Below are 23,841 nucleotides of genomic sequence, written 5' to 3' on the forward strand. Positions count from 1 at the left end.
CCCTGTACTCCCTCTCAGCGTCGCCCTCCCCCGCATCCACCCCTAGGTCTAATCGCGCCCTACAGCCCTGTCAACACATTGTCCTTACATTCGGACCACTCCTTGACACCGTTCCGCGGCGCCCTGAAAGCTGGCGGACATGACGACGCTGTCACGCATCCGGATCGGTTCGGCTCCCGACTCGTGGGGCGTGTGGTTCCCCGAGGATCCGGGCCAGGTCCCCTGGAGCCGCTTCCTCGACGAAGTGGCGGACTCCGGATACGAGTGGATCGAGCTCGGCCCGTACGGCTATCTGCCCAGCGATCCGGCCGTGCTGACCGCCGAGACACAGAAGCGCGGCCTGAAGGTGTCGGCGGGAACGGTCTTCACGGGCCTGCATCACGGACCCTCCGTATGGGACAGAACGTGGGCCCATGTGGCCGACAACGCCGCGCTCGCGCAGGCGATGGGCGCCGGGCACCTCGTCGTGATCCCCGCCTTCTGGCGCGACGACAAGACCGGCGAGGTCCTGGAGGACCGCACGCTCACCCCGGAGCAGTGGCGCCAGCTCACGCTCCAGACCGAGCGGCTGGCGTACGAGGTGCGCGAGCGTTACGGCCTGCGTGTGGTCGTCCATCCCCACGCCGACACACACATCGACGACGAGAAGAACGTCACCCGCTTCCTCGACGCGACCGACCCCGACCTCGTCTCGCTCTGCCTGGACACGGGCCATTACGCCTACTGCGGCGGCGACAGCGTCAAGCTGATCGAGACGTACGGCGAACGCATCGGCTATCTGCACCTCAAGCAGGTCGACCCGGCCGTCCTGGCCGAAGTGCGCGCACAGGAACTGCCGTTCGGGCCCGCCGTGGCCCGTGGCGTGATGTGCGAGCCGCCGACCGGGGTGCCCGCCATCGAGCCGGTCCTCGCGGCGGCCCAGAAGCTGGGCGTCGAGCTGTTCGCCATCGTCGAGCAGGACATGTACCCGTGCCCGCCGGACAAGCCGCTGCCCATCGCCCGCCGCACCCGCTCGTATCTGCGCTCCTGCGGGGCCTAGTCCGGCTCGCGCCCGGTGGCGGGCCGCCGTCGGCCGACCGGCTGGCGGACGAGCCGACGAGCCCGGCCCGCCTCGCTTCGCCGTCCCGGCCGGCGCCGTATCCGTACGCCCCTCGTGTGCCGCGGCCTCGCGCCCCCCGGATGCATCACAACCGTCACAAACAACCTCTTCCTGTCACACATGTCCCGCCTACGCGGGTCTTGCGTCACAGACAGTCGACAGCTGCCCCCCAGCGCTCACTCCGCGTCGCTCACCGGGCACAGGCTGAGTGATCGCCAGCGTCGGCGCCGCAGCTCCCCCGACGGCTCCTCCCGAGCCGCCCCTGCGGCGCCCGCAGGGAGGTGCCACTGATGACCGACCGAAGGCTCTGGTCGTACAAGGACATCGCCGCACACATCCGGGTGCAGCCCGACACCGTGCGCTCCTACCGCAAGCACGGCTTGCTGCCCGCGCCCGACCACGTGGAGTCCGGCAAGCCCTACTGGTACGCGGACACCATCCGCGCCTGGGTCGCCGCGAGGCCGGGCAACAACCGCGGGCGCAGAGACTGACCGGCCCGATGGATCTCTTCGCGGCCCCCTCGTTGATGCGTACCCCCTAGGGGTATACAGTGGTGAGTGTCAGGGGGCCTCCGGGAACACCGGGACCACTCCTGCACATTACGACGCACGAACAGGCACGCACACACGCCGCCGCACCCCTCACCGAGGAGAACGACATGAGCGCTCAGACCGAGCTCCCGCAGGCCGAGACCACCGTGTACGAGGTCACCGGCATGACCTGTGGCCACTGCGAGGGCGCCGTCACCAGTGAGATCTCGGAGATCGCCGGCGTCACCTCCGTCAAGGCGGTGGCCTCCACCGGCCTGGTGACCGTGGTCTCCGAGGCCCCGCTCGACGAGGCCGCTGTCCGCGCCGCGGTCGACGAGGCGGGTTACGAACTCGCCGGGGTCAGCAAGGCCTGACGCACGCCCCGCCGGGTACCCCGGGCTCTGTGACACCGTCACAGAGCCCGCAGCCGCTTCACCCCAGACGTACGAAAGAGCCATGAACGAAGTCGAACTCGCCGTCGGCGGAATGACCTGCGCCTCCTGCTCCGCCCGCATCGAGAAGAAGCTGAACCGCGTGGAGGGCGTGGACGCGTCGGTCAATCTCGCCACGGAGAAGGCGAAGGTCTCGTACGCGCAAGGGGTCGAGGTCGCGCAGCTGATCGCGACGGTCGAGAAGCTCGGCTACAGCGCGCGGGAGATCGTCCCGGCGCCGCCCGAGCGGGAGACACCGGCCACCACCGCCGACATCACCGAGCCCGACACCCTGCGCCGGCGGCTCATCGGCTCGGCGCTGCTCTCGCTGCCCGTCGTCCTGCTCGCGATGATCCCCTCGCTCCAGTTCGACAACTGGCAGTGGCTCTCGCTGACCCTGGCGGCGCCCGTCGTCGTCTGGGGCGGGTTCCCCTTCCACAAGGCCGCGTTCACGAATCTGCGGCACGGCGCCGCGACCATGGACACCCTGGTGTCGGTGGGCACGCTCGCCGCGTTCGGCTGGTCCCTGTGGGCGCTCTTCCTCGGGGACGCGGGGATGCCGGGGATGCGGCACGGCTTCGAGTTCACGGTGTCGCGCGCCGACGCCGCATCGACGCTCTACCTCGAAGTGGCCGCGGGCGTGGTCACGTTCATCCTGCTCGGCCGCTGGCTGGAGGCGCGCGCCAAGCGCAAGGCGGGCTCGGCCCTGCACGCACTGCTCGAACTGGGCGCCAAGGAAGCGGCCGTGCTGCGGGACGGCACGGAGGTCCGCATACCGGTCGCGCGTCTCGTGGTCGGCGACCGTTTCGTCATACGTCCGGGCGAGACCGTCGCGACCGACGGAACCGTCGTCGAAGGCGCTTCCGCGGTCGACGTCTCGATGCTGACCGGCGAGTCCGTTCCGGTGGACGTGACCGAGGGCGACACGGTGACCGGGGCGACCACGAACCTCTCGGGGCGGCTCCTCGTCGAGGCCACGCGCGTCGGCTCCGACACCCAACTGGCCAGGATGGCCAAGCTCGTCGAGGACGCACAGACCGGCAAGGCGCAGGTGCAGCGCCTTGCCGACCGGATCGCGGGCATCTTCGTGCCGGTGGTCCTGATGATCGCCACCGCCACGCTCGGCGGCTGGCTCGGCGCCACCGGCGACGTGACCGCCGCCTTCACCGCGGCCGTCGCCGTCCTGATCATCGCCTGCCCGTGCGCACTCGGCCTCGCGACCCCGACCGCCCTGATGGTCGGCACCGGACGCGGCGCGCAGCTCGGCATCCTCATCAAGGGCCCCGAGGTCCTCGAATCCACCCGCCGGGTGGACACCGTCGTCCTGGACAAGACCGGGACGGTGACGACGGGGCGTATGACGCTGCGGGACGTGTACGCAGCCGGGGAGACCGAGGAGAAGGAGCTGCTGCGGCTCGCGGGGGGCCTGGAGCACGCCTCCGAGCACCCCGTGGCGCGGGCCATCGCCCTGGGCGCCGCCGCGGAGTTGGGGCTCTCGGTGGGCGCGCTGCCCGCCGTGCGGGGCTTCGAGAACGTGGCGGGGTCGGGCGTGCGCGGCACGGTGGAGGGGCACTTGGTGCTCGTGGGCCGTGCACGGCTGCTCACGGACGCGGGCGTCGCGGGGCTCGCCTCGGTGGCGGCGCTCAAGGCGGAGGCCGAGGCGGCGGGACGTACGGCCGTGCTGGTCGCCTGGGACGGTGTGGCGCGCGGTGTGCTCACCGTCGCCGACACCGTCAAGGACACCAGCGCCGAAGCGGTGCGCGAGCTGCGCGCCCTGGGCCTGACGCCGGTGCTGCTCACCGGCGACAACAACGCGGTCGCCCAGGCCGTGGCGAGGGCCGTCGGCATCGAGGCCGAGGCCGTGTACGCCGATGTGCTTCCCGAGGACAAGGTCGATGTCGTACGGCGGCTGCGCGACGAGGGCAAGGTCGTCGCGATGGTCGGGGACGGGGTCAACGACGCCGCGGCGCTCGCCACGGCCGATCTGGGCCTCGCGATGGGGACGGGCACGGACGCGGCCATCGAGGCGAGCGATCTGACGCTGGTGCGCGGGGACTTGCGCGGGGCGGCCGACGCGATCAGGCTCTCCCGGAGGACCCTCGCCACGATCAAGGGCAATCTCTTCTGGGCCTTCGGCTACAACGTCGCCGCGCTGCCGCTCGCCGCCGCCGGTCTCCTGAACCCGATGATCGCGGGAGCCGCGATGGCATTTTCCTCGGTCTTTGTGGTCACCAATAGCCTCCGCCTCAGAAACTTCACATAAGCTCTTCACATCTCGGTCGCAGCATTCTCACGCCTGAGTCCTGATCGGCATATCGGGCCTCTTGCGCATGTACAGGACATATGATGGAGACGCAGATCACAGCGATCCCAACGTAACCATTCGGGGGGCTCGCGAGTCTAAGAGGACGATGCCAGGGACGTCTTGGGGGACGTCTCTAGACATCGGGGACATCTTGGGGGATGTTCCTAGGAATGCGTTGGCCGGGGCACGTGCACCGGGGAGCTTGAGCGGCCCTCCTGGTTCGTACGGGTCCCGGCAGATCGCAGGACGAGCGCACGACAAGCACGACGAGCAGCACGACCGGCGCGCTGCCACCACAGACGCCCGGCCGGATCCCGTGGGGGGAATCCGCACCGGGGAACAGGAAAGCGCCCCGACCGTCGACCCGTGGGGGGATCGACGGCGGGGCGCTTTTCGCTTGGTTCAGCGACCCTCGACCGGGACGAAGTCCCGCAGGACCTCACCGGTGTAGATCTGGCGCGGGCGCCCGATGCGGGATCCGGGCTCCTTGATCATCTCGTGCCACTGCGCGATCCAGCCCGGAAGACGGCCGAGCGCGAACAGCACGGTGAACATCTCGGTCGGGAAGCCCATCGCGCGGTAGATGAGACCCGTGTAGAAGTCCACGTTCGGGTACAGCTTGCGCTCGACGAAGTAGTCGTCGGCCAGCGCGTGCTCCTCGAGCTTGAGCGCGATGTCCAGGAGCTCGTCGGACTTGCCGAGCGCCGAGAGGACGTCGTGCGCCGCAGCCTTGATGATCTTCGCCCGGGGGTCGAAGTTCTTGTAGACGCGGTGCCCGAAGCCCATGAGCTTCACGCCGTCTTCCTTGTTCTTCACCTTGCGGATGAAGGTGTCGACGTCGCCGCCGTCCGCCTTGATGCCCTCGAGCATCTCCAGGACGGACTGGTTGGCGCCGCCGTGCAGCGGGCCCCAGAGGGCCGAGATGCCGGCGGAGATCGAGGCGAACATGTTCGCCTGCGACGAGCCCACCAGGCGCACGGTGGAGGTCGAACAGTTCTGCTCGTGGTCCGCGTGCAGGATCAGGAGCTTGTCCAGCGCGGAGACGACGACCGGGTCGAGGTCGTACTCGGCGGCGGGCACCGAGAAGGTCATGCGCAGGAAGTTCTCGACGTAGCCGAGGTCGTTGCGCGGGTAGACGACCGGGTGGCCCTGTGACTTCTTGTACGCGTAGGCCGCGATCGTCGGAAGCTTGGCGAGAAGGCGGATCGTCGAAAGGTGACGCTGCTTCTCGTCGAACGGGTTGTGACTGTCCTGGTAGAACGTCGACAGCGCGCTGACCACCGACGACAGCATCGCCATCGGGTGGGCGTCGCGCGGGAAGCCGTCGTAGAACCGCTTGACGTCCTCGTGCAGCAGGGTGTGCTGCGTGATCTCGTTCTTGAAGCTGGCGAGCTCGTCGACCTTCGGCAGTTCGCCGTTGATCAGCAGGTACGCCACCTCGGTGAAGGTGGAGCGCTCGGCCAGCTGCTCGATCGGGTAGCCGCGGTACCGGAGGATCCCCTGCTCACCGTCGAGATAGGTGATGGCGGATTTATAGGCGGCGGTATTGCCATAGCCGCTGTCCAGGGTCACCAGACCGGTCTGGGCGCGGAGCTTCCCGATGTCGAAGCCCTTGTCGCCGACGGTCGAATCGATCACCGGGTAGGTGTACTCGCCATCGCCGTACCGCAGTACTACAGAGTTGTCGCTCACGTCATCCCTCACCGACGTTGTGCCTCTTCTTCGAGGTGCCCTGACTGTCTCTACCATCCCCCATTTGGCCCTGGAGAGTGCACTCGGGGTCGACCATTGGGCCTATTGGCGGCACTGAGTGCCGCCAACCTACTCATCCTGCCCCTCTTCGCCCCGGTTGCGGAAGTGGTGTGTGACCTTTCCTACTCGTTTGATCGATCAAAATTTCCAGGGGTGGATCCGGGGGTGGAACCACGGCCTCCGGCGAGCCGGAAGTCCAGGGCCGTACAGCGTCTGCCCGCGGAGACCGTGCGCACCGCCTGACCCAGAGCCTTGCGCGAACCGACAAGGACGACCAGCTTCTTGGCGCGCGTGACCGCCGTGTAGAGCAGATTCCGTTGGAGCATCATCCACGCACCCGTGGTCACGGGGATCACCACCGCCGGATACTCGCTGCCCTGGGAGCGGTGGATGGTGACCGCGTACGCGTGCGCCAGTTCGTCCAGTTCGTCGAAGTCGTACGGAATCTCCTCGTCCTCGTCCGTCATGACCGTGAGCCGCTGCTCGTCGGAGTCGAGCGAGGTGACTACCCCGACGGTGCCATTGAAGACGCCGTTCTGCCCCTTCTCGTAGTTGTTGCGGATCTGGGTGACCTTGTCGCCGACGCGGAACACCCGGCCGCCGAAGCGCTTCTCCGGTACGTCGGGCCTGCTCGGGGTGATGGCCTGCTGGAGCAGGCCGTTCAGGTTCCCCGCGCCCGCCGGGCCGCGGTGCATGGGGGCGAGCACCTGGATGTCGCGGCGGGGGTCGAGGCCGAACTTGGCCGGAATGCGACGGGCCGCCACGTCGACGGTGACCCGCCCCGCGTCCTCGGTCTCGTCCTCGACGAAGAGGAAGAAGTCCGAGAGCCCCTGAGTGATGGGCGGCACCCCGGAGTTGATGCGGTGGGCGTTCGTGACGACGCCGGACTGCTTGGCCTGGCGGAAGATGTGGGTGAGCCGGACCGCGGGGACGGGGCTCCGCTCGCTGAGCATGTCCCGAAGCACCTCGCCCGCGCCGACGCTCGGCAGCTGGTCCACGTCTCCGACGAACAGGAGGTGGGCGCCCGGGGCGACGGCCTTCGCCAGCTTGTTGGCCAGGAGCAGGTCCAGCATGGATGCCTCGTCGACCACGACGAGGTCGGCGTCGAGCGGACGGTCCTTGTCGTACGCGGCGTCTCCGCCCGGCTTCAGCTCCAGGAGGCGGTGGACGGTGGAGGCCTCGGCTCCGGTGAGCTCGGCGAGGCGTTTGGCGGCCCGGCCCGTGGGGGCGGCGAGGACGACCTTGGCCTTCTTGGCGCGGGCGAGCTCCACGATGGACCGGACCGTGAAGGACTTGCCGCAGCCGGGGCCGCCGGTGAGGACGGCCGCCTTCTGCGTCAGCGCGAGCCTGACCGCCTGCTCCTGCTCGGGCGCGAGGTCCGCGCCCGTACGCGTGGCGAGCCAGGCGAGGGCCTTGTCCCAGTCGACGTCCCGGAAGGCGGACAGGCGGTCGTCCGGAGCTCTGAGCAGGCGCAGGAGCTGGGCGGAGAGGGAGAGTTCGGCGCGGTGGAAGGGGACGAGGTAGACGGCGGTGACGGGCTCTTCCCCGTCAGGGCCGCTGCCGGGGCCCGGGACCCTCTCGCGTACGACGCCTTCGTCCTCCGTGGCGAGCTCGGCCAGACAGTCGATGACCAGGCCCGTGTCCACCTGGAGCAGCTTCACCGCGTCCGCGATGAGGCGGTCCTCGGGGAGATAGCAGTTGCCCTGGTCGGTGGATTGCGAGAGTGCGTACTGCAGGCCTGCCTTGACCCGTTCGGGGCTGTCGTGCGGGATGCCCACGGACTGGGCGATGCGGTCCGCGGTGAGGAAGCCGATGCCCCAGACGTCCGCGGCGAGGCGGTAGGGCTCGTTCTTCACTATGGAGATGGAGGCGTCCGCGTACTTCTTGTAGATGCGGACGGCGATGGAGGTGGAGACGCCCACGCCCTGGAGGAAGACCATGACCTCCTTGATGGCCTTCTGTTCCTCCCAGGCCGCGGCGATCATCTTGGTGCGCTTGGGGCCGAGGCCGGGGACTTCGACGAGGCGTTTGGGTTCCTTCTCGATGATGTCGAGGGTGTCCACGCCGAAGTGCGTGGTGATGCGGTCGGCCATCACGGGGCCGATGCCCTTGATGAGGCCCGAGCCCAGATAGCGGCGGATGCCCTGGATGGTGGCGGGGAGGATGGTGGTGTAGTTCTCCACCGTGAACTGCTTGCCGTACTGGGCGTGTGAGCCCCAGCGGCCCTCCATACGGAGGGACTCTCCCACCTGGGCGCCCAGCAGTGCGCCGACGACGGTGAGGAGGTCGCCGGCGCCGCGGCCGGTGTCCACTCGGGCGACCGTATAGCCGTTCTCCTCGTTGGCGTAAGTGATCCGCTCCAGGACGCCTTCGACCACGGCGGTCGTCACTTTTGCTGGGCTCGACATGAGCCGACGCTATCGCTCGGGGCTGACAGCGTGGGGGGCCTGTGGATAACTCGGGCGGGGGTGGCTGGGGTGGGGCGCAGTCGGCTGGGGCTGGGGCTGGGGCACAGCTTCGAGGGGGCCCGGTCTTTCGACCGGGCCCCCTCGGGTCTCCCCTCCCCTGTCAGTACTCCGCTGATCCCCCCAGATCCCCCCCACGGAAGTCCCGACGCAAAGTACGACCCGCGTCGGGCGGGAAGGGTTGCACGGGCGGGGCGATTAGTTTTCGGGGTGCCGAGGAAGTTGCTCGGGGTGCCGAGGAAGTAGGGCAGAAGTAACTTTTAACGCATGAACGAACAATCGCCAGAAACTCCTGATGGCTCACTGGAGAAGGACGTACTCGACGAGCTGGGTGACGACAAGCTCCATGAGATCGCGGGGCTGCTCGGTACGGATGCCGCGGGGGCGCAGGACGTGGTGGGGACCACGGTGACCGCGCTCTCGGGGAACCTCCAGGAGAAGGCGGAGGATCCCGCGGAGGCGGCGGAGGTCGAACAGGCCCTCACCGAGGCGTCGCCTCCGCAGGGGGTCGTCGGGTTCGGTGGGTTCGGGGGGCTCGCGGCGGGCGGGATGCTTTCCGGGGTGCTGGCGAAGATGAGCCGGCCGGTGGCCAATGCGGTGGCGAAGAAGACGGGGTTGCCGGCGGCTTCTGTGACGCGGGTGATCGAGTTGGTGATTCCGGTACTGCTTACGGTGCTGACGAAGCGGGCGCGGAAGTCGGGGACGCCGGGGGCGGGTTCCACCGGGGGTGGATTCGGCGACCTCTTGGGGCAGATCCTGGGCGGCAAGAAGAGGTAGCCCTGCGGGGGGTGCGGGGCCGCGGGGCCACTTCGACCCCGGAGCCTCCGGGAACCGTGCTCCGGGCAGACATACCGCCACGTCCCCTCGCGTGCGACTTCGGCACCTGCCCGCCTTCGGGTGCGGGGCCGCGCCGGTATGTCCGTCCTCGCTATCGTCCGGTGACCGCCTTGGTACTCCGGCGAGGAAGCGCCGCGAACCGTGCTCCGGGCAGACAAACCGACACGTCCCCTCCCGTGCACTGCCGACTGCGGGCGCGTGCGACTTCGGAGCCTGCCCGCGTGTGGGTGCGGGGCCGCGCCGGTATGTCCGTCCTCGCTATCGTCCAGTGGCCGCCTTGGTACTCCGGCGAGGAAGCGCCGCGAACCGTGCTCCGGGCAGACAAACCGACACGTCCCCTCCCGTCTCACTGCCGACTGCGGGCGAGTCTGGGCCGATCCCATGCAAGCGCGTGCGGACACGGGTACGAGCACGGGCACGGATTCCGCGCAGGCCCCCGCCCCGTACGGATACGGGATCCGTGCGGGCCCCCCGACCGTTCCGATAGGGATTCCGCGCAGGCCCCCGCCCCGTACGGTTACGGGTTCCGTGCGGGCCCCCCCACCCGAGCCGCACCCCTCTAGCCCCCACCCACACCCCTCTCGCCCTCACCCACCCAATGGCACCGCGGGGCAATCGGGCGGGTGGGTGGGAAAGCTTGTTCGTTCAGGGGTGGATGCGGGGTGATCGGGTGGGTGGGTGGGAGAGGGTTGTTCGGGCAGCGGAGGATGCGGGGGGTGAAGGTTAGGGCGCCCCGCCAGGCAACGCGTGGCGCAAGTAACCCCGTACCGTTTCCGACAGGACCCCCTGGCCGTCCCTCGACCACAGCCCCTCGTTGAAGAGCTCCACCTCGATCGGGCCCCCGTAACCCGCCCCCTCCACCAACGCCCGCCACGACCGCAGGTCGACCGAACCCTCCCCCAGCTGCCCGCGCCCGTTCAGGACTCCCTCCGGCAGCGGCGTCACCCAGTCCGCCAACTGGAACGCGTGGAGGCGGCCACCGCGCCCCGCGCGGTCGATCTGCGCGGGCGCCCTGTCGTCCCACCACACGTGGTACGTGTCGACGCAGACCCCCACCTGCGAAGCCGGAAAGCGTTCCGCCAGGTCCAGCGCCTGGGCCAGCGTGGAGACCACGCAGCGGTCCGACGCGAACATGGGGTGGAGGGGCTCGATGGCGAGGCGGACCCCGCGGGACGCCGCGTACGGGGCGAGTTCCGCCAGCGCTTCGGCGATGCGCGAGCGCGCCCCGTGCAGGTCCTTGCTGCCGGCGGGCAGGCCGCCGGAGACCAGGACCAGCGTGTCCGTACCCAGCGTCGCCGCCTCGTCGATCGCCGCCCTGTTGTCGTCGATGGCCCGCACGCGCGCGTGCGGCTCGATCGCCGTGAGGAAACCGCCCCGGCAGAGCGTGGTGACCGTAAGACCCGCGTCGCGCACCAGCTTGGCGGTCCGTTCCAGGCCGTACGACTGGACCGGCTCACGCCAGAGGCCGACCCCGGGGACCCCCAGGTCCGTGCACGCCGACACCAGTTCCGGCAGCGACAGTTGCTTGACCGTCATCTGGTTGACGGAGAAGCGCGCCAGGGACTCGGACTCGCTCATTGGTCTACTCCGTACGTGGCCAGTAGGGACTTCATGCGGGACTCCGCCAGGAGCGGGTCCGGGAACAGGCCAAGGCCGTCCGCCAGTTCGTAGGCGTGGCACAGGTGCGGCAGCGACCGTGCCGACTGGAGGCCGCCCACCATCGTGAAGTGGCTTTGGTGGCCTGCCAGCCAGGCCAGGAACACCACGCCCGTCTTGTAGAAGCGGGTGGGAGGCTGGAAGAGGTGGCGGGACAGTTCGACTGTGGGGTCGAGGCGGGCGTGGAATGTCTTGGTGTCGCCCATGTCCAGCGCGCGCACCGCCTCCGCCGCCAGCGGAGCCAGCGGGTCGAAGATGCCGAGCAGGGCGTGGCTGAAGCCCTGCTCGTCGCCCGCGATCAGTTCGGGGTAGTTGAAGTCGTCGCCCGTGTAGCAGCGGACGCCGTCCGGGAGGCGGCGGCGCAGGGCGATCTCGCGGCCGGGGTCGAGGAGGCTGATCTTGATGCCGTCGACCTTGTCGGGGTGCGCGGAGATGACATCGAGGAACGTCTCCGTGGCCTCGTCCAGGTCCTCGCTCCCCCAGTAGCCGGTGAGCGCCGGGTCGAACATCGGGCCGAGCCAGTGCAGGATCACCGGCTCGCTCGCCTGGCGCAGGAGGTGGCCGTACGTCTCCAGATAGTCGTCCGGCGACGTGGCGACGGCGGCGAGCGCCCTCGAAGCCATCAGGATCACCTGGGCGCCGCTCTCCTCGACCAGGGCCAGCTGCTCCTCGTAGGCCGCGCGGACCGTCAGCAGGTCGGCGGAAGCGGTGAGTTGGTCCGTTCCCGCGCCGCAGGCGATCGCACCGCCCGCCGACTTCGCCTCCGCCGCGGAACGCCTGATCAGCTCCGCCGCGCCCGTCCAGTCCAGGCCCATGCCGCGCTGCGCCGTGTCCATCGCCTCTGCCACCCCCAGGCCCTGCGCCCACAGATGGCGGCGGAAGGCGAGGGTCGCGTCCCAGTCAACGGCCGCCGGGGAGTCCGGGGACACGTCGGCGCGGGGGTCCGCCACCACGTGCGCCGCCGAGAAGACCGTTCGGGAGGTGAGAGGTGCGCCGCTGCCGGGCGGCGCCTGCGAGGGCGCCGGACAGGGCTCGTACGGGCGCGTGGTGCCGTCGTCGCGCGGGAGCAGGAGCGTCACTGGGCGATCTCCGGTACCTCGACGCGGCGGCCCTCCGCCGAGGACTTCAGGCCCAGTTCGGCGAGCTGCACGCCGCGTGCGCCCGCGTGCAGGTCCCAGTGGTAGGGCGCGTCCGCGTACACGTGCTTCAGGAAGAGCTCCCACTGCGCCTTGAAGCCGTTGTCGAACTCCTGGTTGTCGGGGACCTCCTGCCATTGGTCGCGGAAGGAGTGCGTGACGGGCAGGTCGGGGTTCCAGACGGGCTTGGGGGTGCTGCTGCGGTGCTGTACGCGGCAGTTGCGCAGGCCCGCGACCGCCGAGCCCTCCGTGCCGTCCACCTGGAACTCGACCAGCTCGTCGCGGTTCACGCGGACCGTCCAGGAGGAGTTGATCTGCGCGATCGCGCCGCCTTCGAGCTCGAAGATGCCGTACGCCGCGTCGTCCGCCGTCGCGTCGTAGGGCTTGTCCCGCTCGTCCCAGCGCTGCGGTACGTGCGTGGCCGCCAGCGCCTGGACGCTGCGTACGCGGCCGAACAGCTCGTGCAGGACGTACTCCCAGTGCGGGAACATGTCGACGACGATGCCGCCGCCGTCCTCCGCGCGGTAGTTCCAGGAGGGGCGTTGGGCGCTCTGCCAGTCGCCCTCGAAGACCCAGTAGCCGAACTCGCCGCGGATGGACAGGATCTGGCCGAAGAAGCCGCCGTCGATCAGGCGCTTCAGTTTGAGCAGTCCCGGTAGAAAGAGCTTGTCCTGGACCACGCCGTGCTTGATGCCGGCGGACGTGGCGAGGCGGGCCAGTTCGAGGGCGCCCGCGAGGCCTGTCGCGGACGGCTTCTCGGTGTAGACGTGCTTGCCGGCGGCGATGGCCCGCTTGATGGCTTCCTCGCGCGCGGACGTGACCTGCGCGTCGAAGTAGATGTCGATGGTGGGGTCCGCGAGGACCGCGTCCAGGTCGGTCGAGACGTGGGTCTCGGGGTCGAGTCCGTGGCGCTCCGCGATCTCCCGCAGGGCGTGCTCCCTGCGGCCCACGAGGACCGGCTCGGGCCACAGCACCGTGTTGTCGGTGTCACCGAGGGGGAGTCCGCCCTGCTCGCGCAGGGCGAGCAGGGAGCGGACGAGGTGCTGGCGGTAGCCCATCCGTCCCGTCACACCGTTCATGGCGATGCGCACCGTCTTGCGAGTCACAGGGAGTCCCTCCGTACGCAGGTAAGCGTATAGCAAGCGCTTTCTACACGAGAAGAAGCTAGCCTGCCGCACAAGGTTCGGACAAGGGCTTCGGACCAGAGCCGTGACCGGAGGACGACGAGATGACCGTGACCCTGGCCGACGTGGCGGCCCGCGCCCAGGTCTCCCCCGCTACCGTCTCCCGCGTACTGAACGGCAACTACCCCGTGGCCGCGGCCACCCGGGAGCGTGTCCTGCGGGCCGTGGACGACCTCGACTACGTACTGAACGGGCCCGCGAGCTCGCTCGCCGCAGCCACGTCCGACCTGGTCGGCATCCTCGTGAACGACATCGCCGACCCCTTCTTCGGGATCATGGCGGGCGCGGTCCAGTCGGAGATCGGTGGTCCCGGCGGGCGTGCCGGGGGCGAGCGGATGGCCGTGGTCTGCAACACGGGCGGCTCCCCGGAGCGCGAGCTGACCTATCTGACCCTGCTCCAGCGCCAGCGCGCCGCCGCGGTCGTCCTGACCGGCGGCGCCCTTGAGGACCCCGCGCATGCCGCCGCGATGTCCGCGAAGCTGGCACGCCTGGCGGACGCGGGCACCCGGATCGTGCTCTGCGGACGCCCGCCGCTGGAGGACTCGGACGCGGCGGTGGCCACGCTCACCTTCGACAACCGCAGCGGCGGACGGCGGCTCACGGAGCATCTGCTGACGCTGGGGCACCGCAGGATCGGTTACGTGGCGGGCCCGATGGAGCGCACGACGACCCGGCACCGGCTCGAAGGCCACCGGGAGGCCATCAAGGCCTTCGGCACCGGCAACCCCGGCAACTCCGACCACACTGACGACGCCGACCAGGACGAGCTGACCGTCCACGGCCCCTACACCCGCCGCTCCGGCTACGAGGCCACCCTCGAACTCCTGCGCCGCGCACCAGACTTGACCGCCATCGTGGCCGCCAACGACACGGTCGCCCTGGGCGCGTCCGCCGCCCTGCGCGAGCGCGGTCTGCGCATCCCCGATGACATCTCGGTGGCGGGCTTCGACGACCTCCCCTTCTCGATCGACGCCGTCCCCGCCCTGACGACCGTACGACTCCCGCTGTACGAGGCAGGCGCCCGCGCGGGCCGCCTGGCCACAGGCGCGGAGGAGGCCCCGCCCGGGGGCGTGGCGACGATCGGGGCGGAGCTGATGGTGCGGGGGTCCACGGCGCCGCCGTGTCGGTGAGCCTCACCTGCCCCTCCAGGGACGCGACATCACCATCACCACCGGCGGCTTTCCGAAGGCCGGGGAGCTGGGCTGAGCGGGGTTCGGCCCCCGCGAGGCGTGGCGGTCATGTGCGGGGCGGCGTACCGTTGACTCAGTCAAAGGTGGCCCCTTTCGATGGCCTCGGAGTGATTCCATGCCGCATGCCGACCCCGACACGCCCATTCGTGACATCCGCGCCTTCAACCGCTTCTACACGAACCTCATCGGCGCCCTCGACTACAGCCGGCACACGTACGTCCCGTACACCCTCACCGAGTCCCGCGTCCTCTACGAGCTCGCCCACGCGCCGCGCACCGACGCGGCCGACCTGCGGGCCGAACTGACGCTTGATGCCGGGTACTTGAGTCGGCTGCTCGGTAAGTTCGAGAAGGCCGGGCTCGTCGAGCGGGCTCCCTCCGCGCGGGATCCCCGGCGTCAGAGCATCACGCTCACCGCCCGGGGGCGGGAGGCCGCCGCGCTCCTGGACGAGCGGTCGAACGAATCGGTCGGGTCGCTGCTCTCGGCCGTGGCGCCCGGCGAGCGCACCCGGCTCGCGGCGGCCATGCGCACCGTGCGGGAGATCCTGGAGGGCAGCAGGGCGGGCAAGGGCGCTCGGGTCCCGGAGGTGGTGCTGCGGGAGCCCGGACCCGGGGATCTCGGGTGGATCGTGCAGCGCAACGCCGCCCTGTACGCGGCGGAGTACGGGTTCAACATCGACTACGAGGGCCTGGTCGCCCGCATCGTCGCCGACTTCGCGGAGGATCACGATCCGCACCTGGAGCGGGTGTGGATCGCCGAGCTCGACGGGCGGCCCGTGGGGTCCGTGATGTGCGTGCGCGACGAGGCGCCCGGGACCGCTCGGCTGCGGCTCCTGCTCGTCGAGCCGGACGCCCGGGGGCATGGGATCGGCGATCAACTCGTACGTTCCTGCGTGGAGTTCGCACGCGGCGTCGGTTACCGCGAGATGGTCCTGTGGACCAACGACATCCTCGGCGCCGCCCGCGCCATCTACCAGCGGCACGGCTTCGTCCTCGTCGACGAGAAACCGCACCGCTCGTTCGGCGTGGACCTGCTGGGGCAGGACTGGCAACTGCACCTAGGGTCTGCGTCATGAAACTCGCCTTCTCCACCCTCGGCGTGCCGGGGCTCCCCCTCGCCGACGTGCTGAACCTGGCCACCACGCACGGCTATCAGGGCGTCGAGCTGCGCGCGCACCCCGAGGAGCCGGTCCACCCGGGGATCGGCCTCACCGAACGGGCTGATGTGGCCGCCCAGTTCAAGACCGCGGGCGTCGAGATCCTCGGTATCGCCGGGTACGCGCGCGTGGCCGAGCCCGGCGACGACGAGCCCGTCCTCGACGACATACGTGCCCTGCTCACCCTCGCCCGCGACCTGGGCGCCCCCTTCATCCGCGTCTTCCCCGGTGGCGGCACCGAGCAGAGCGCGGACGAGGCCGACGCGACGGCCGCCCGACGGCTCGGCACGGCAGCCGAGTTCGCCGCGGACTTCGGCGTACGCATCCTCCTGGAGACCCACGACTCGCACCGCACGGGAGCCGCGGCGACCCGCGTGCTCGGCGCGGTGGGCCACCGGTACGCGGGCGCCCTGTGGGACGTGATGCACACCTGGCTCGGCGGTGAGTCCCCGGCGGAGAGCCACGCGGCGCTCTCCCCGTACCTCGGCTACGTACAGGTCAAGGACATCGCGTCGGCCGACGACACGACGCCGCTCGGCCTCGGCGAGGGCGTCCTGCCGCTCGCCGAGTGCGTGGACGTGCTGCTCAGCGGGGAGCACCGGGACGGCTGGCTGTGCTGGGAGTACGAGAAGCGGTGGTACGAGGACGCGGCCCCGCTTCCCGAACTCCTGGGCCCGGGGCGGGACTTCCTGTCCCGACTCCTGAACCGCCCCGCCTGACGGCGTCACCCTCGGCTCCTGAACCGCCCCGCCCGACGCCGTCAGCCTTGACTCCTGGACCGCCCCGCCTGACGCCGTCGGCCTCGCCTCCCGACCTGCCACGCCTGGCGCCGTCGGCCTCGCCTCCCGACCTGCCACGCCTGACGCCGTCGGTCTCACCTCCCGACCTGCCACGCCTGACGCCGTCGGTCTCACCTCCCGACCCGCCACGCCCGACGCCGTCAGCCTCAACTCCCGACCCACCAAGCCCGACGCCGCCGGTCTCGCCTCCCGACCCACCAAGCCCTACGCCGTCCGTCTCACCTCCCGACCCGCCCCGCCTGACGCCCGCCAGGGACGTCAGGCCCACCCCGCCGACCAGGAGCGCCGCCGCGCACCACCCCAGGGTGCTCACCGACTCGTCCAGGACGAGCCCCGCGGCGGACATCCCGAACACCGGGACCAGGAGCGAGAAGGGGGCGACGGTCGACGCGGGGTGGCGGCGGAGCAGGTGGCCCCAGGCGCCGAAGCCGAAGACCGTCGTGATCCACGCGACGTAGACGATGATGCCGACGCCCTGCCGGTCCAGTGAGCCCAGGGCGTCGAGGTCCGCCTGCGGGCCCTCGAACAGCAGCGAGAGCCCGAGCAGCGGCACGACCGGGACCGTGCTGACCCACACCATGAAGTTCAGCGGGTCGGGCGGGGACGCCTTGCGGGTCAGGACGTTCGAAGCGCCCCAGCAGGCCGCGGCGCCGATCAGCAGCGCGAAGGCCGTGAGCGGGCCCGCGTCCCCCTCGTCGACCGCCGCGACGCCGATACCGGCGAGGGCGATGATCATGCCCAACAGGCGTACGCCACCCGGCCTTTCGCCGAGGGCGACGAACGCGAAGAGCGCCGTGAAGACCGCCTGGATCTGGAGGACCAGGGAGGACATGCCCGCCGGCATCCCCGCGTCCATGCCGATGAACAGCAGACCGAACTTGGCTACTCCCAGGACGAGTCCGACCCCCACGATCCACTTCCAAGCGACCTTCGGCGGCCCTACGAAGAAGATCGCGGGCAGCGCCGCCACCAAGAAGCGCAGGGCGGAGAAGAGCAGCGGCGGGAAGTGGTCGAGGCCCACCTCGATGACGACGAAGTTGACGCCCCAAACGGCGGCGACGAGGACGGCCAGAAGGACATGTGCGGGTCGCATGCGTCGAGGATCACCCGCCCCGACCATGCAGGACCAGCGCGGATCTCTGCATGATGGGATGAAGCAACGCTTACGGATCGGGCGGCGCGACCCGGCGTCGCCGACCACTGGGGAGGGCTTCTCGTGCTCGATCTCGCTCGGCTGCGCGCCCTGCACGCCGTCTCCGTGCACGGCACCGTCGGAGCCGCCGCCACCGCGCTCGGCTACACCCCGTCCGCCATCTCCCAGCAGATAGCCAAGCTGGAGCGCGAGACCCGCACCACCCTCCTCGAACGGCAGGGCAGAGGCGTCGCGCTCACCGAGGAGGCACGTCATCTCGCCTCCACGGCGCAGGAGTTGATGGCGATCGTGGAGCGTGCGGAGACCGAGCTCGAAGAGCGGCGCGGGCTGCCCGCGGGGCGGCTGATCATCGCCGCGTTCGCCTCGGCCGCGCGTGGTCTGATGCCGGCCGCCCTCGCGGATCTCGCCCGGCGGCACCCGGCGCTCGACGCCCGGATGTCGGAGATCGACCCGCACCTCTCCGTGGATCTCGTGACCAAGGGGGCGGTGGACATGGCGGTCGTGCACGACTGGGACATCGCGCCGCTGCCCACGCCTCCGGGCGTCGAACAGGCCGTCATCGGGGACGACTTCTGCGACCTCGTCGTGCCCGCGGGCCACCGGCTCGCGGGCCGTGACGCCGTACGCCGCGAGGAGCTGAAGGGCGAGCGGTGGATCACGCAGCCGCCGGGGCTCGTCTGCCACGAGTGGCTGGTGCGCACCCTGCGCGAGGCGGGCTGCGAGCCGGACATCGCGCACACGGCGGAGGAGAACCCCACCCTGGTCGCGCTGGTCGCCGCGGGGCTCGGCATCGCGCTCATCCCCCGCCTCGGGCGCGGCCCGGTCCCGGACGGCGCGGTCACCGTGCGGCTCGATCCGCTGCCGGTGCGGCGGCTCTACGCGCTGTGGCGGGCCGGGGCCTCGCGGCGCCCCGCGATCGCCGAGACGGTGCGGACGCTGCAGGGGCACTGGCCCGGCGCGGCACCCGAGAAGCAGGCCTCCTGACTCCGAAGCAGCCGCCCCGCCCTCGATGCGGCCCTCCTGAACCCCAGGATTCCCCTGCGCACCACTTTCCGGAAAACGCCCCCTACGGGGAACCCGCGCGGAGCAACCACCGTCCAACTGGCGTGCTGCCGGGTGAGTCTCCGCGCGGCGGTGTCGGCATCGCTGCTGGCTGCGAACGCTGACCACCCTCTCTGCCGCCCGCGGCCTGCAGCATGCCGTCACCGGTGCGCCCCCTTCAACAGCGCCGGTGACGGCCCCTCTCCTTCACAGCGACCGGCGACTCCCGCTGCCCACTCTCTTGACCGGCAGAAATCTTCGGGATATCCGTGACTCTCGGAAAGTTTCCTTCAGCCGGTTTCCCCAGTCCGGCTCCGGTCCGGTTCCCGTCCTCGTAGGGCGTCCCCGAAGGAGCTCACATGTCCCACCGCAACGCCTCCAGACGCACCCTGCTCACCGCCACGGCCGTCGCGGCGACGGCCCTGGCCGCGCCGTCCGCCGCCCACGCGGCCGGGGACGGTGACCGCGGTCGCGACCGGAAGCTGCGGGAGCTCATCTCCCGCATGAGCCTGGAGGAGAAGGTCGGCCAGCTCTTCGTGATGCATGTGTACGGCCACTCCGCCACCGAGCCCGACCAGGCGGACATCGACGCCAACCTCAAGGAGCTCGGCGTGCGCACCGCCGCGGAGGCGGTCGCCAAGTACCACCTCGGCGGCATCATTTACTTCGGCTGGGCCCACAACACCCGTGACCCGCACCAGATCGCCGCCCTCTCGAACGGCATCCAGCGCGCCGCCCTCACGCCGCAGGCCCCGCAGGACTCCCCCACCGCCCGCATCCCGCTGCTCATCTCCACCGACCAGGAGCATGGAGCCGTCGCCCGCGTCGGCGTCCCCGCCACGCTCCTGCCCGGCGCGATGGCCCTGGGCGCCGCGGGCTCACGCTCCACCGCACGCAAGGCGGCCCGTATCGCGGGCACCGAACTGCGCGCGCTCGGCATCCGGCAGAACTACGCCCCGGTCGCCGACGTGAACGTCAACCCCGCCAACCCCGTCATCGCCGTACGCTCCTTCGGCTCCGACCCCGAGGCGGTCGCCGAACTGGTCGCCGCGCAGGTCACGGGCTACCAGAGCACGGACATCGCCTCGACGTCCAAGCACTTCCCCGGGCACGGCGACACCAAGGACGACAGCCACTCCAAGCTGCCGTACATCCACCACACCCGTGAGCAGTGGGAGACCCTGGACGCGCCGCCGTTCCGGGCGGCGGTCGAAGCGGGCATCGACTCGATCATGACCGCGCACATCGTGGTCCCCGCCCTCGACCCCGCCGAGGACCCGGCCACGCTCTCCCGCCCCATCCTCACCGGCATCCTGCGCGAGGAACTCGGCTACGACGGGGTCGTGGTGACGGACTCGCTCGGCATGCAGGGGGTGCGCACGAAGTACGGCGACGACCGCGTGCCGGTGCTCGCGCTGAATGCGGGCGTCGACCAGCTCCTGAACCCGCCGAAGCCGGAGATCGCCTGGAACGCGGTGCTCCAGGCCGTGCGGGACGGCGAGCTGACGGAGGCCCGGCTCGACGAATCGATCCTTCGCGTCCTGCGCCTCAAGGCGAAGCTGGACCTCTTCTCCGACCCGTACGTCACCTCGCGCGGCGTCGACCGGGCGGTCGGTACGCGCGCGCATCTCGCCGCCGCCGACCGGATCGCGGAGGAGACGACGACGCTGCTGCTCAACAAGGACGGGCTGCTTCCGCTGTCCCGGAAGTCGCGTCGCAAGGTGCTCGTCGTGGGCGCGGACCCGGCGTCGCCGTCGGGGACGACGGGTCCGCCGACGACCGTCATCGGGCGGGAGCTGACGGACCTCGGCTTCACGCCGACGGTGCTGCCGACGGGCACGGCGCCCTCCGCCGCGAAGACCGCCGAAGCGGTGGCGGCGGCAGCCGGTCAGGACGCGGTGCTCGTGGGCACGTACAACGTGGGGGCGGGGAGCGCCCAGATCGCCCTGGTGGAAGCGTTGGTGGCGACGGGAGTTCCGGTCGTCGCGGTGGCGATCCGCAATCCGTACGACGTGGCGCGGCTCCAGGGCGTGGGCGCTTCGCTCGCCGCGTACTGCTGGACGGACGTCGAACTGCGCGCCGCGGTACGGGTGATCGCGGGGCGCGCCGAGCCTCGGGGGCGGCTGCCCGTGCCGGTGCAGCGTGCGGATGATCCGGGGCAGGTGCTGTACCCGGTCGGGCACGGCCTTACGTACTGAGCCGTACGCCGCGCCACCCGCGCGCCACCGCCACCTGACGCAAAGCACCCCACGCGCCTGGCGTGCGCCCGCCACCGCGGGCCACGCTGGGTGCACAAATCGGGGGGTTCGCCATGCTTGTCATGCTTGGCCTGAGGTATGCGGGGTTGCTGCTGGTGGTGTCCGTGGGCGTGAGCGGCTGCCAGAAGTCGTCGGACCCGGGCTCGGAGTCGCCGGACCGGCAGCCTTCCCCGTCGGCGTCGTCCGGATACGGAGCTGTCTTCCTCGCCGTGGAGGAGTGCAGTTCGCGGGGGCGCGAGACGTTCACGGAGGTGTCGTGCACCAGTGAGCGGGCGGCGGCGCGGGTCATCGCCCGCTACGACGGCAAGGTCACGGAAGGCCCTTCGTGCCCCGCCCGCACGGACTTCGTACTCCACATCAGCGAGAACCGGCCCGCGGTGGACGAGGACGGGAACGGGGCCGTGCCGCGGGGCTACGCCTGCATGCGGAACTTGGAGTTGCCGCATCCCGGGGATCCCGGGGGTGGGGGTGGGCCTCGGACTGTTGTCGGGGACTGCGTGTATGAGGCGGGCGAGGGTGAGGTGCGGGAGACGGCGTGTGACGGGTCAGGAGCGAAGGCTCCGGAGTACCGCGTGACTTCGGCGGCGCCTGCACGTGACGCGTGTCCGGCGGCGACTCAGCTCTATGTGTCACTGGAGGGTGGGAAGCCGGTGGGGTGTGCGGTGCGGGTGTGAGCGTTTCTTCTTTCCCCAACCCCGCCCCTTCCCGAAAACCCGCTCGGCGCGGGGGCCTTGTCCTCAAACGCCGGACGGGCTGATTCTCAGCCCCTCCGGCGTTTGAGGAGCGGGGTCTGGGGCGGAGCCCCAGTTTCGGGAAGGGGTGGGGTTGGGGAATGCCCCGCAGGGATCGCCCCTACGGCCGCAGACTCAGCTCCCGGTCCGTGTCCTTGCGGTCAAGCTTCGCGTCGTAAGGTGCCAGCGGCTTCGGGGAAGCCGCAGTAGCGACCCCGGCCCAGGCCTGGATTCGTTCCGTTGCCTTCGCCTTTTCCGCGGGGACGAGGCCCGCCACGTTCGCGCCGTGGTTGGCGCCCGGTGCGGTGAAGACGTGGGAGTCGTGCTTCGCGCCCCTGGCGGGACGGAACGGCTCAGCGCCCCACGGGTCGTTCTCGCCGTAGACGTACAGCATCCGCGTCGCGTTGTGCCGCACCCAGCGGTCCACGTCCTTCATGACACCGGACTGGAACTTCATCGGGATCTCACGCGGCACGAAGTTCCGCGGCGGCTGGTAGCCGTAACGGCTCAGGTCGCCGAGCCAGGGCTGCGAGATGTCGGGCGAGCCCAGCTGCGTACCGGCCTGGTAGTAGTACGGCGTGTACGGGGTCAGGCCCTGGTCCGTGTAGGAGGTCCAGCCGCCCACCGCGTCGACGTAGTCGAAGATCACCTGGTCCGAGGCGGACGACGCGTCGGGTACGTCCGCGCACGCCGACTCCGGCTGGTACTGCCAGAAGCCCCACACCAGGTCGAGGACAACGGCCTCGTACGCCTTGTCGAGGTTGCCGACGGTCTTGAAGGTGTAGTTGCCGGCCTCGGCGAACTCCGCGTACTTCTTCTCCAGCGGCTCGCGGCGCACGAGCGCCTCGCGCTGCACGGCCTCCAGCTTGGCCCGGCACTCCTTGGTGCCGACCGTCTCGAAGAACTCGTCGTAGCGCGAATCCTCCTTGTTCACCACGTCGTTCGGGGCGACGTACGCGACGACGCCGTCCATGTCACGCGGGTAGAAGCGCTCGTAGTACGTGGCGGTCATGCCGCCCTTCGAGCCGCCGGTCGCCACCCACTTCTTGTCGTAGACGGGCTTCAGCGCCTTGAAGATGCGGTGCTGGTCGCTCGCGGCCTGCCAGATGTCGAGCTTGGACCAGTCGGCCGGCTCGGGGCGGGACGGCGTGAAGAAGCGGTACTCCATGGAGACCTGGTTGCCGTCGATGATCCGCGTCGGCTCGCTGCGGCTGGGGGTCGTGGAGACCCCGTAGCCGCTGGTGAAGAAGGCCGTGGGGCGGGTGGTGTCCTTGTGCAGGACCGTCAGGCGCTGCTTGAAGGTGCCCTTGGAGGGGTGCCGGTGGTCAATCGGCTGGGTGTAGTTGAGGACGAAGTAGCGGTAGCCGGTGTACGGCTTCTCCTCGATCAGGCTCATGCCCGGTATCGCGAGGAGCCTGTCCTTGATGTCGGTGGCCTGCGGCTTCGCGGCGGTGGCCGCCCCTGCCGCACTCACTGTGCCCGCGGTGCCGATGCCTATCAGCACGACGAGCGACAGCAGCCATCTGAGCGCCTTGCGCATGCACTCTCCCCTAAGTTCGCGATTGCGTCCGCCGGAACTTATCGGAGCAACTCGCTCACCACTAGGGGCTCTTGCGTCACGTCAGGACTCAGTACGTCACAAAGGGGCACACAACGTGCACCATGCGATCAGTAAGCCGTCAGCACAGAATCCAGCCCGAGCTGGTGTTCCCGCCGCCCACGGAACCCTTCACCCACACGCACCGGTGCCCCGCGTGCACCGTCACCGGGCCCGCGTGATGTGTGTAGCGGCCCTTGTCCCTGGCCGGGCGGTTGCCGCGGGCCTGGACGCTGACGGACATCGTCTTGCGGGCGCCGGGGCGCTTGGCGAGGGTGACGGCGCAGACGTAGCCGCGGCTCTTGTAGATGACGACCTTGCCGGTGCTGAAGGAGAGGGTGCGCACCTTGTGCCCGGCGCAGCGCCCGGCCGATGCCTGCGCCTGCGCCGCACCGGCGCCCGCGACCCCGAGCAGGACGGCAGCCGCAAGGACGACGGCGCCGAGCGCAAGGCTCCGCCGTATTCGACCACTGCTCACCGGTTTCCCTCCCGACACATCCGCATCAGCGTACTGATGTAC

Annotated in this window: 18 protein-coding genes and 1 pseudogene; 11 read left to right on the top strand and 8 right to left on the bottom strand. The window is 70.3% G+C overall.

Features of this window, described 5'->3' with window-relative positions:
• Positions 1 to 139: 139 nt before the first annotated feature.
• The 4 genes from ACIBCK_RS04920 (at position 140) to ACIBCK_RS04935 (ending at position 4,323) form a co-directional block, all read left to right on the top strand.
• Positions 140 to 1,039, top strand: a complete 900-nt coding sequence (locus ACIBCK_RS04920; RefSeq protein ID WP_399386742.1) for a sugar phosphate isomerase/epimerase family protein — start codon at positions 140 to 142, stop codon at positions 1,037 to 1,039.
• Between the two features lie 350 nt (positions 1,040 to 1,389).
• On the top strand, positions 1,390 to 1,590 hold the full coding sequence (locus tag ACIBCK_RS04925) for a MarR family transcriptional regulator (RefSeq protein ID WP_367042041.1): 201 nt from the start codon (positions 1,390 to 1,392) through the stop codon (positions 1,588 to 1,590).
• Positions 1,591 to 1,757: 167 nt separating this feature from the next.
• Positions 1,758 to 2,003: a heavy-metal-associated domain-containing protein gene (locus tag ACIBCK_RS04930; RefSeq protein WP_399386743.1), complete on the top strand. Its 246-nt coding sequence runs from the start codon at positions 1,758 to 1,760 to the stop codon at positions 2,001 to 2,003.
• A gap of 82 nt (positions 2,004 to 2,085) precedes the next feature.
• On the top strand, positions 2,086 to 4,323 hold the full coding sequence (locus ACIBCK_RS04935) for a heavy metal translocating P-type ATPase (RefSeq protein WP_399386745.1): 2,238 nt from the start codon (positions 2,086 to 2,088) through the stop codon (positions 4,321 to 4,323).
• A 444-nt stretch (positions 4,324 to 4,767) separates the two neighbouring features.
• On the opposite strand, the gene ACIBCK_RS04940 is transcribed toward ACIBCK_RS04935, so the two are convergent.
• A complete protein-coding gene (locus ACIBCK_RS04940; protein ID WP_367042047.1) occupies positions 4,768 to 6,057 on the bottom strand; it encodes a citrate synthase in 1,290 nt (429 codons plus the stop codon).
• Between the two features lie 182 nt (positions 6,058 to 6,239).
• Entirely contained in the window at positions 6,240 to 8,525 is a 2,286-nt protein-coding gene (locus ACIBCK_RS04945) for an ATP-dependent RecD-like DNA helicase (protein ID WP_399386747.1), read from the bottom strand.
• Between the two features lie 324 nt (positions 8,526 to 8,849).
• Here ACIBCK_RS04945 and ACIBCK_RS04950 point away from each other — a divergent pair, with 324 nt between their 5' ends.
• Complete coding sequence (locus ACIBCK_RS04950) at positions 8,850 to 9,359, top strand: DUF937 domain-containing protein (protein WP_399386748.1); 510 nt, start codon at positions 8,850 to 8,852, stop codon at positions 9,357 to 9,359.
• 783 nt (positions 9,360 to 10,142) lie between these two features.
• On the opposite strand, the gene ACIBCK_RS04955 is transcribed toward ACIBCK_RS04950, so the two are convergent.
• From ACIBCK_RS04955 to ACIBCK_RS04965, 3 genes are read right to left on the bottom strand one after another with little or no spacing between them, the layout of a single operon-like run.
• Positions 10,143 to 10,997 (bottom strand): sugar phosphate isomerase/epimerase family protein, encoded by an 855-nt coding sequence (locus ACIBCK_RS04955; protein WP_399386750.1) that lies wholly within the window; start codon positions 10,995 to 10,997, stop codon positions 10,143 to 10,145.
• A complete protein-coding gene (locus ACIBCK_RS04960; RefSeq protein ID WP_399386752.1) occupies positions 10,994 to 12,154 on the bottom strand; it encodes a dihydrodipicolinate synthase family protein in 1,161 nt (386 codons plus the stop codon). Before ACIBCK_RS04960 ends, ACIBCK_RS04955 begins: the two co-directional genes overlap by 4 nt.
• Positions 12,151 to 13,317, bottom strand: coding sequence for a Gfo/Idh/MocA family protein (locus ACIBCK_RS04965; RefSeq protein ID WP_399386753.1), 1,167 nt, complete (start codon positions 13,315 to 13,317; stop codon positions 12,151 to 12,153). Before ACIBCK_RS04965 ends, ACIBCK_RS04960 begins: the two co-directional genes overlap by 4 nt.
• A gap of 122 nt (positions 13,318 to 13,439) precedes the next feature.
• Between ACIBCK_RS04965 and ACIBCK_RS04970 the strand changes: the two genes are divergently transcribed.
• The 3 genes from ACIBCK_RS04970 to ACIBCK_RS04980 all read left to right on the top strand — a co-directional run bounded on the left by ACIBCK_RS04970 (position 13,440) and on the right by ACIBCK_RS04980 (position 16,460).
• Positions 13,440 to 14,525, top strand: a complete 1,086-nt coding sequence (locus tag ACIBCK_RS04970; RefSeq protein ID WP_399386755.1) for a LacI family DNA-binding transcriptional regulator — start codon at positions 13,440 to 13,442, stop codon at positions 14,523 to 14,525.
• A 175-nt stretch (positions 14,526 to 14,700) separates the two neighbouring features.
• Positions 14,701 to 15,660 (top strand): GNAT family N-acetyltransferase, encoded by a 960-nt coding sequence (locus ACIBCK_RS04975; RefSeq protein ID WP_399386756.1) that lies wholly within the window; start codon positions 14,701 to 14,703, stop codon positions 15,658 to 15,660.
• Positions 15,657 to 16,460: a sugar phosphate isomerase/epimerase family protein gene (locus ACIBCK_RS04980; protein WP_399386758.1), complete on the top strand. Its 804-nt coding sequence runs from the start codon at positions 15,657 to 15,659 to the stop codon at positions 16,458 to 16,460. Before ACIBCK_RS04975 ends, ACIBCK_RS04980 begins: the two co-directional genes overlap by 4 nt.
• A gap of 283 nt (positions 16,461 to 16,743) precedes the next feature.
• Here ACIBCK_RS04980 and ACIBCK_RS04985 read toward each other — a convergent pair.
• Positions 16,744 to 17,634 (bottom strand): annotated as a pseudogene (locus ACIBCK_RS04985) (EamA family transporter); the annotation flags it as partial.
• 123 nt (positions 17,635 to 17,757) lie between these two features.
• Here ACIBCK_RS04985 and ACIBCK_RS04990 point away from each other — a divergent pair.
• The 3 genes from ACIBCK_RS04990 (at position 17,758) to ACIBCK_RS05000 (ending at position 21,667) form a co-directional block, all read left to right on the top strand.
• Entirely contained in the window at positions 17,758 to 18,678 is a 921-nt protein-coding gene (locus ACIBCK_RS04990) for a LysR family transcriptional regulator (RefSeq protein WP_399386760.1), read from the top strand.
• A gap of 416 nt (positions 18,679 to 19,094) precedes the next feature.
• On the top strand, positions 19,095 to 20,933 hold the full coding sequence (locus ACIBCK_RS04995; RefSeq protein ID WP_399386761.1) for a glycoside hydrolase family 3 protein: 1,839 nt from the start codon (positions 19,095 to 19,097) through the stop codon (positions 20,931 to 20,933).
• A gap of 113 nt (positions 20,934 to 21,046) precedes the next feature.
• Positions 21,047 to 21,667 (top strand): hypothetical protein, encoded by a 621-nt coding sequence (locus ACIBCK_RS05000; RefSeq protein ID WP_399386762.1) that lies wholly within the window; start codon positions 21,047 to 21,049, stop codon positions 21,665 to 21,667.
• A gap of 178 nt (positions 21,668 to 21,845) precedes the next feature.
• On the opposite strand, the gene ACIBCK_RS05005 is transcribed toward ACIBCK_RS05000, so the two are convergent.
• Together ACIBCK_RS05005 and ACIBCK_RS05010 are read right to left on the bottom strand one after the other, a co-directional pair.
• Positions 21,846 to 23,264: a S28 family serine protease gene (locus tag ACIBCK_RS05005; protein ID WP_399386764.1), complete on the bottom strand. Its 1,419-nt coding sequence runs from the start codon at positions 23,262 to 23,264 to the stop codon at positions 21,846 to 21,848.
• Between the two features lie 139 nt (positions 23,265 to 23,403).
• Positions 23,404 to 23,799, bottom strand: a complete 396-nt coding sequence (locus ACIBCK_RS05010) for a hypothetical protein (RefSeq protein WP_399386766.1) — start codon at positions 23,797 to 23,799, stop codon at positions 23,404 to 23,406.
• Between the last annotated feature and the right edge of the window lie 42 nt (positions 23,800 to 23,841).

The sequence above is a fragment of the Streptomyces sp. NPDC051218 genome (assembly GCF_044455475.1).
In the GTDB taxonomy this organism is placed as follows: domain Bacteria; phylum Actinomycetota; class Actinomycetes; order Streptomycetales; family Streptomycetaceae; genus Streptomyces.

What these genes read in the sequence shown, in the direction of transcription:
- ACIBCK_RS04920 (WP_399386742.1), top strand. Translation starts at nt 140, where the DNA reads ATGACGACGCTGTCACGCATCCGGATCGGTTCGGCTCCCGACTCGTGG.
- ACIBCK_RS04925 (WP_367042041.1), top strand. Translation starts at nt 1,390, where the DNA reads ATGACCGACCGAAGGCTCTGGTCGTACAAGGACATCGCCGCACACATC.
- ACIBCK_RS04930 (WP_399386743.1), top strand. Translation starts at nt 1,758, where the DNA reads ATGAGCGCTCAGACCGAGCTCCCGCAGGCCGAGACCACCGTGTACGAG.
- ACIBCK_RS04935 (WP_399386745.1), top strand. Translation starts at nt 2,086, where the DNA reads ATGAACGAAGTCGAACTCGCCGTCGGCGGAATGACCTGCGCCTCCTGC.
- ACIBCK_RS04945 (WP_399386747.1), bottom strand. Translation starts at nt 8,525, where the DNA reads ATGTCGAGCCCAGCAAAAGTGACGACCGCCGTGGTCGAAGGCGTCCTG.
- ACIBCK_RS04950 (WP_399386748.1), top strand. Translation starts at nt 8,850, where the DNA reads ATGAACGAACAATCGCCAGAAACTCCTGATGGCTCACTGGAGAAGGAC.
- ACIBCK_RS04955 (WP_399386750.1), bottom strand. Translation starts at nt 10,997, where the DNA reads ATGAGCGAGTCCGAGTCCCTGGCGCGCTTCTCCGTCAACCAGATGACG.
- ACIBCK_RS04970 (WP_399386755.1), top strand. Translation starts at nt 13,440, where the DNA reads ATGACCGTGACCCTGGCCGACGTGGCGGCCCGCGCCCAGGTCTCCCCC.
- ACIBCK_RS04975 (WP_399386756.1), top strand. Translation starts at nt 14,701, where the DNA reads ATGCCGCATGCCGACCCCGACACGCCCATTCGTGACATCCGCGCCTTC.
- ACIBCK_RS04980 (WP_399386758.1), top strand. Translation starts at nt 15,657, where the DNA reads ATGAAACTCGCCTTCTCCACCCTCGGCGTGCCGGGGCTCCCCCTCGCC.
- ACIBCK_RS04995 (WP_399386761.1), top strand. Translation starts at nt 19,095, where the DNA reads ATGTCCCACCGCAACGCCTCCAGACGCACCCTGCTCACCGCCACGGCC.
- ACIBCK_RS05000 (WP_399386762.1), top strand. Translation starts at nt 21,047, where the DNA reads ATGCTTGTCATGCTTGGCCTGAGGTATGCGGGGTTGCTGCTGGTGGTG.
- ACIBCK_RS05005 (WP_399386764.1), bottom strand. Translation starts at nt 23,264, where the DNA reads ATGCGCAAGGCGCTCAGATGGCTGCTGTCGCTCGTCGTGCTGATAGGC.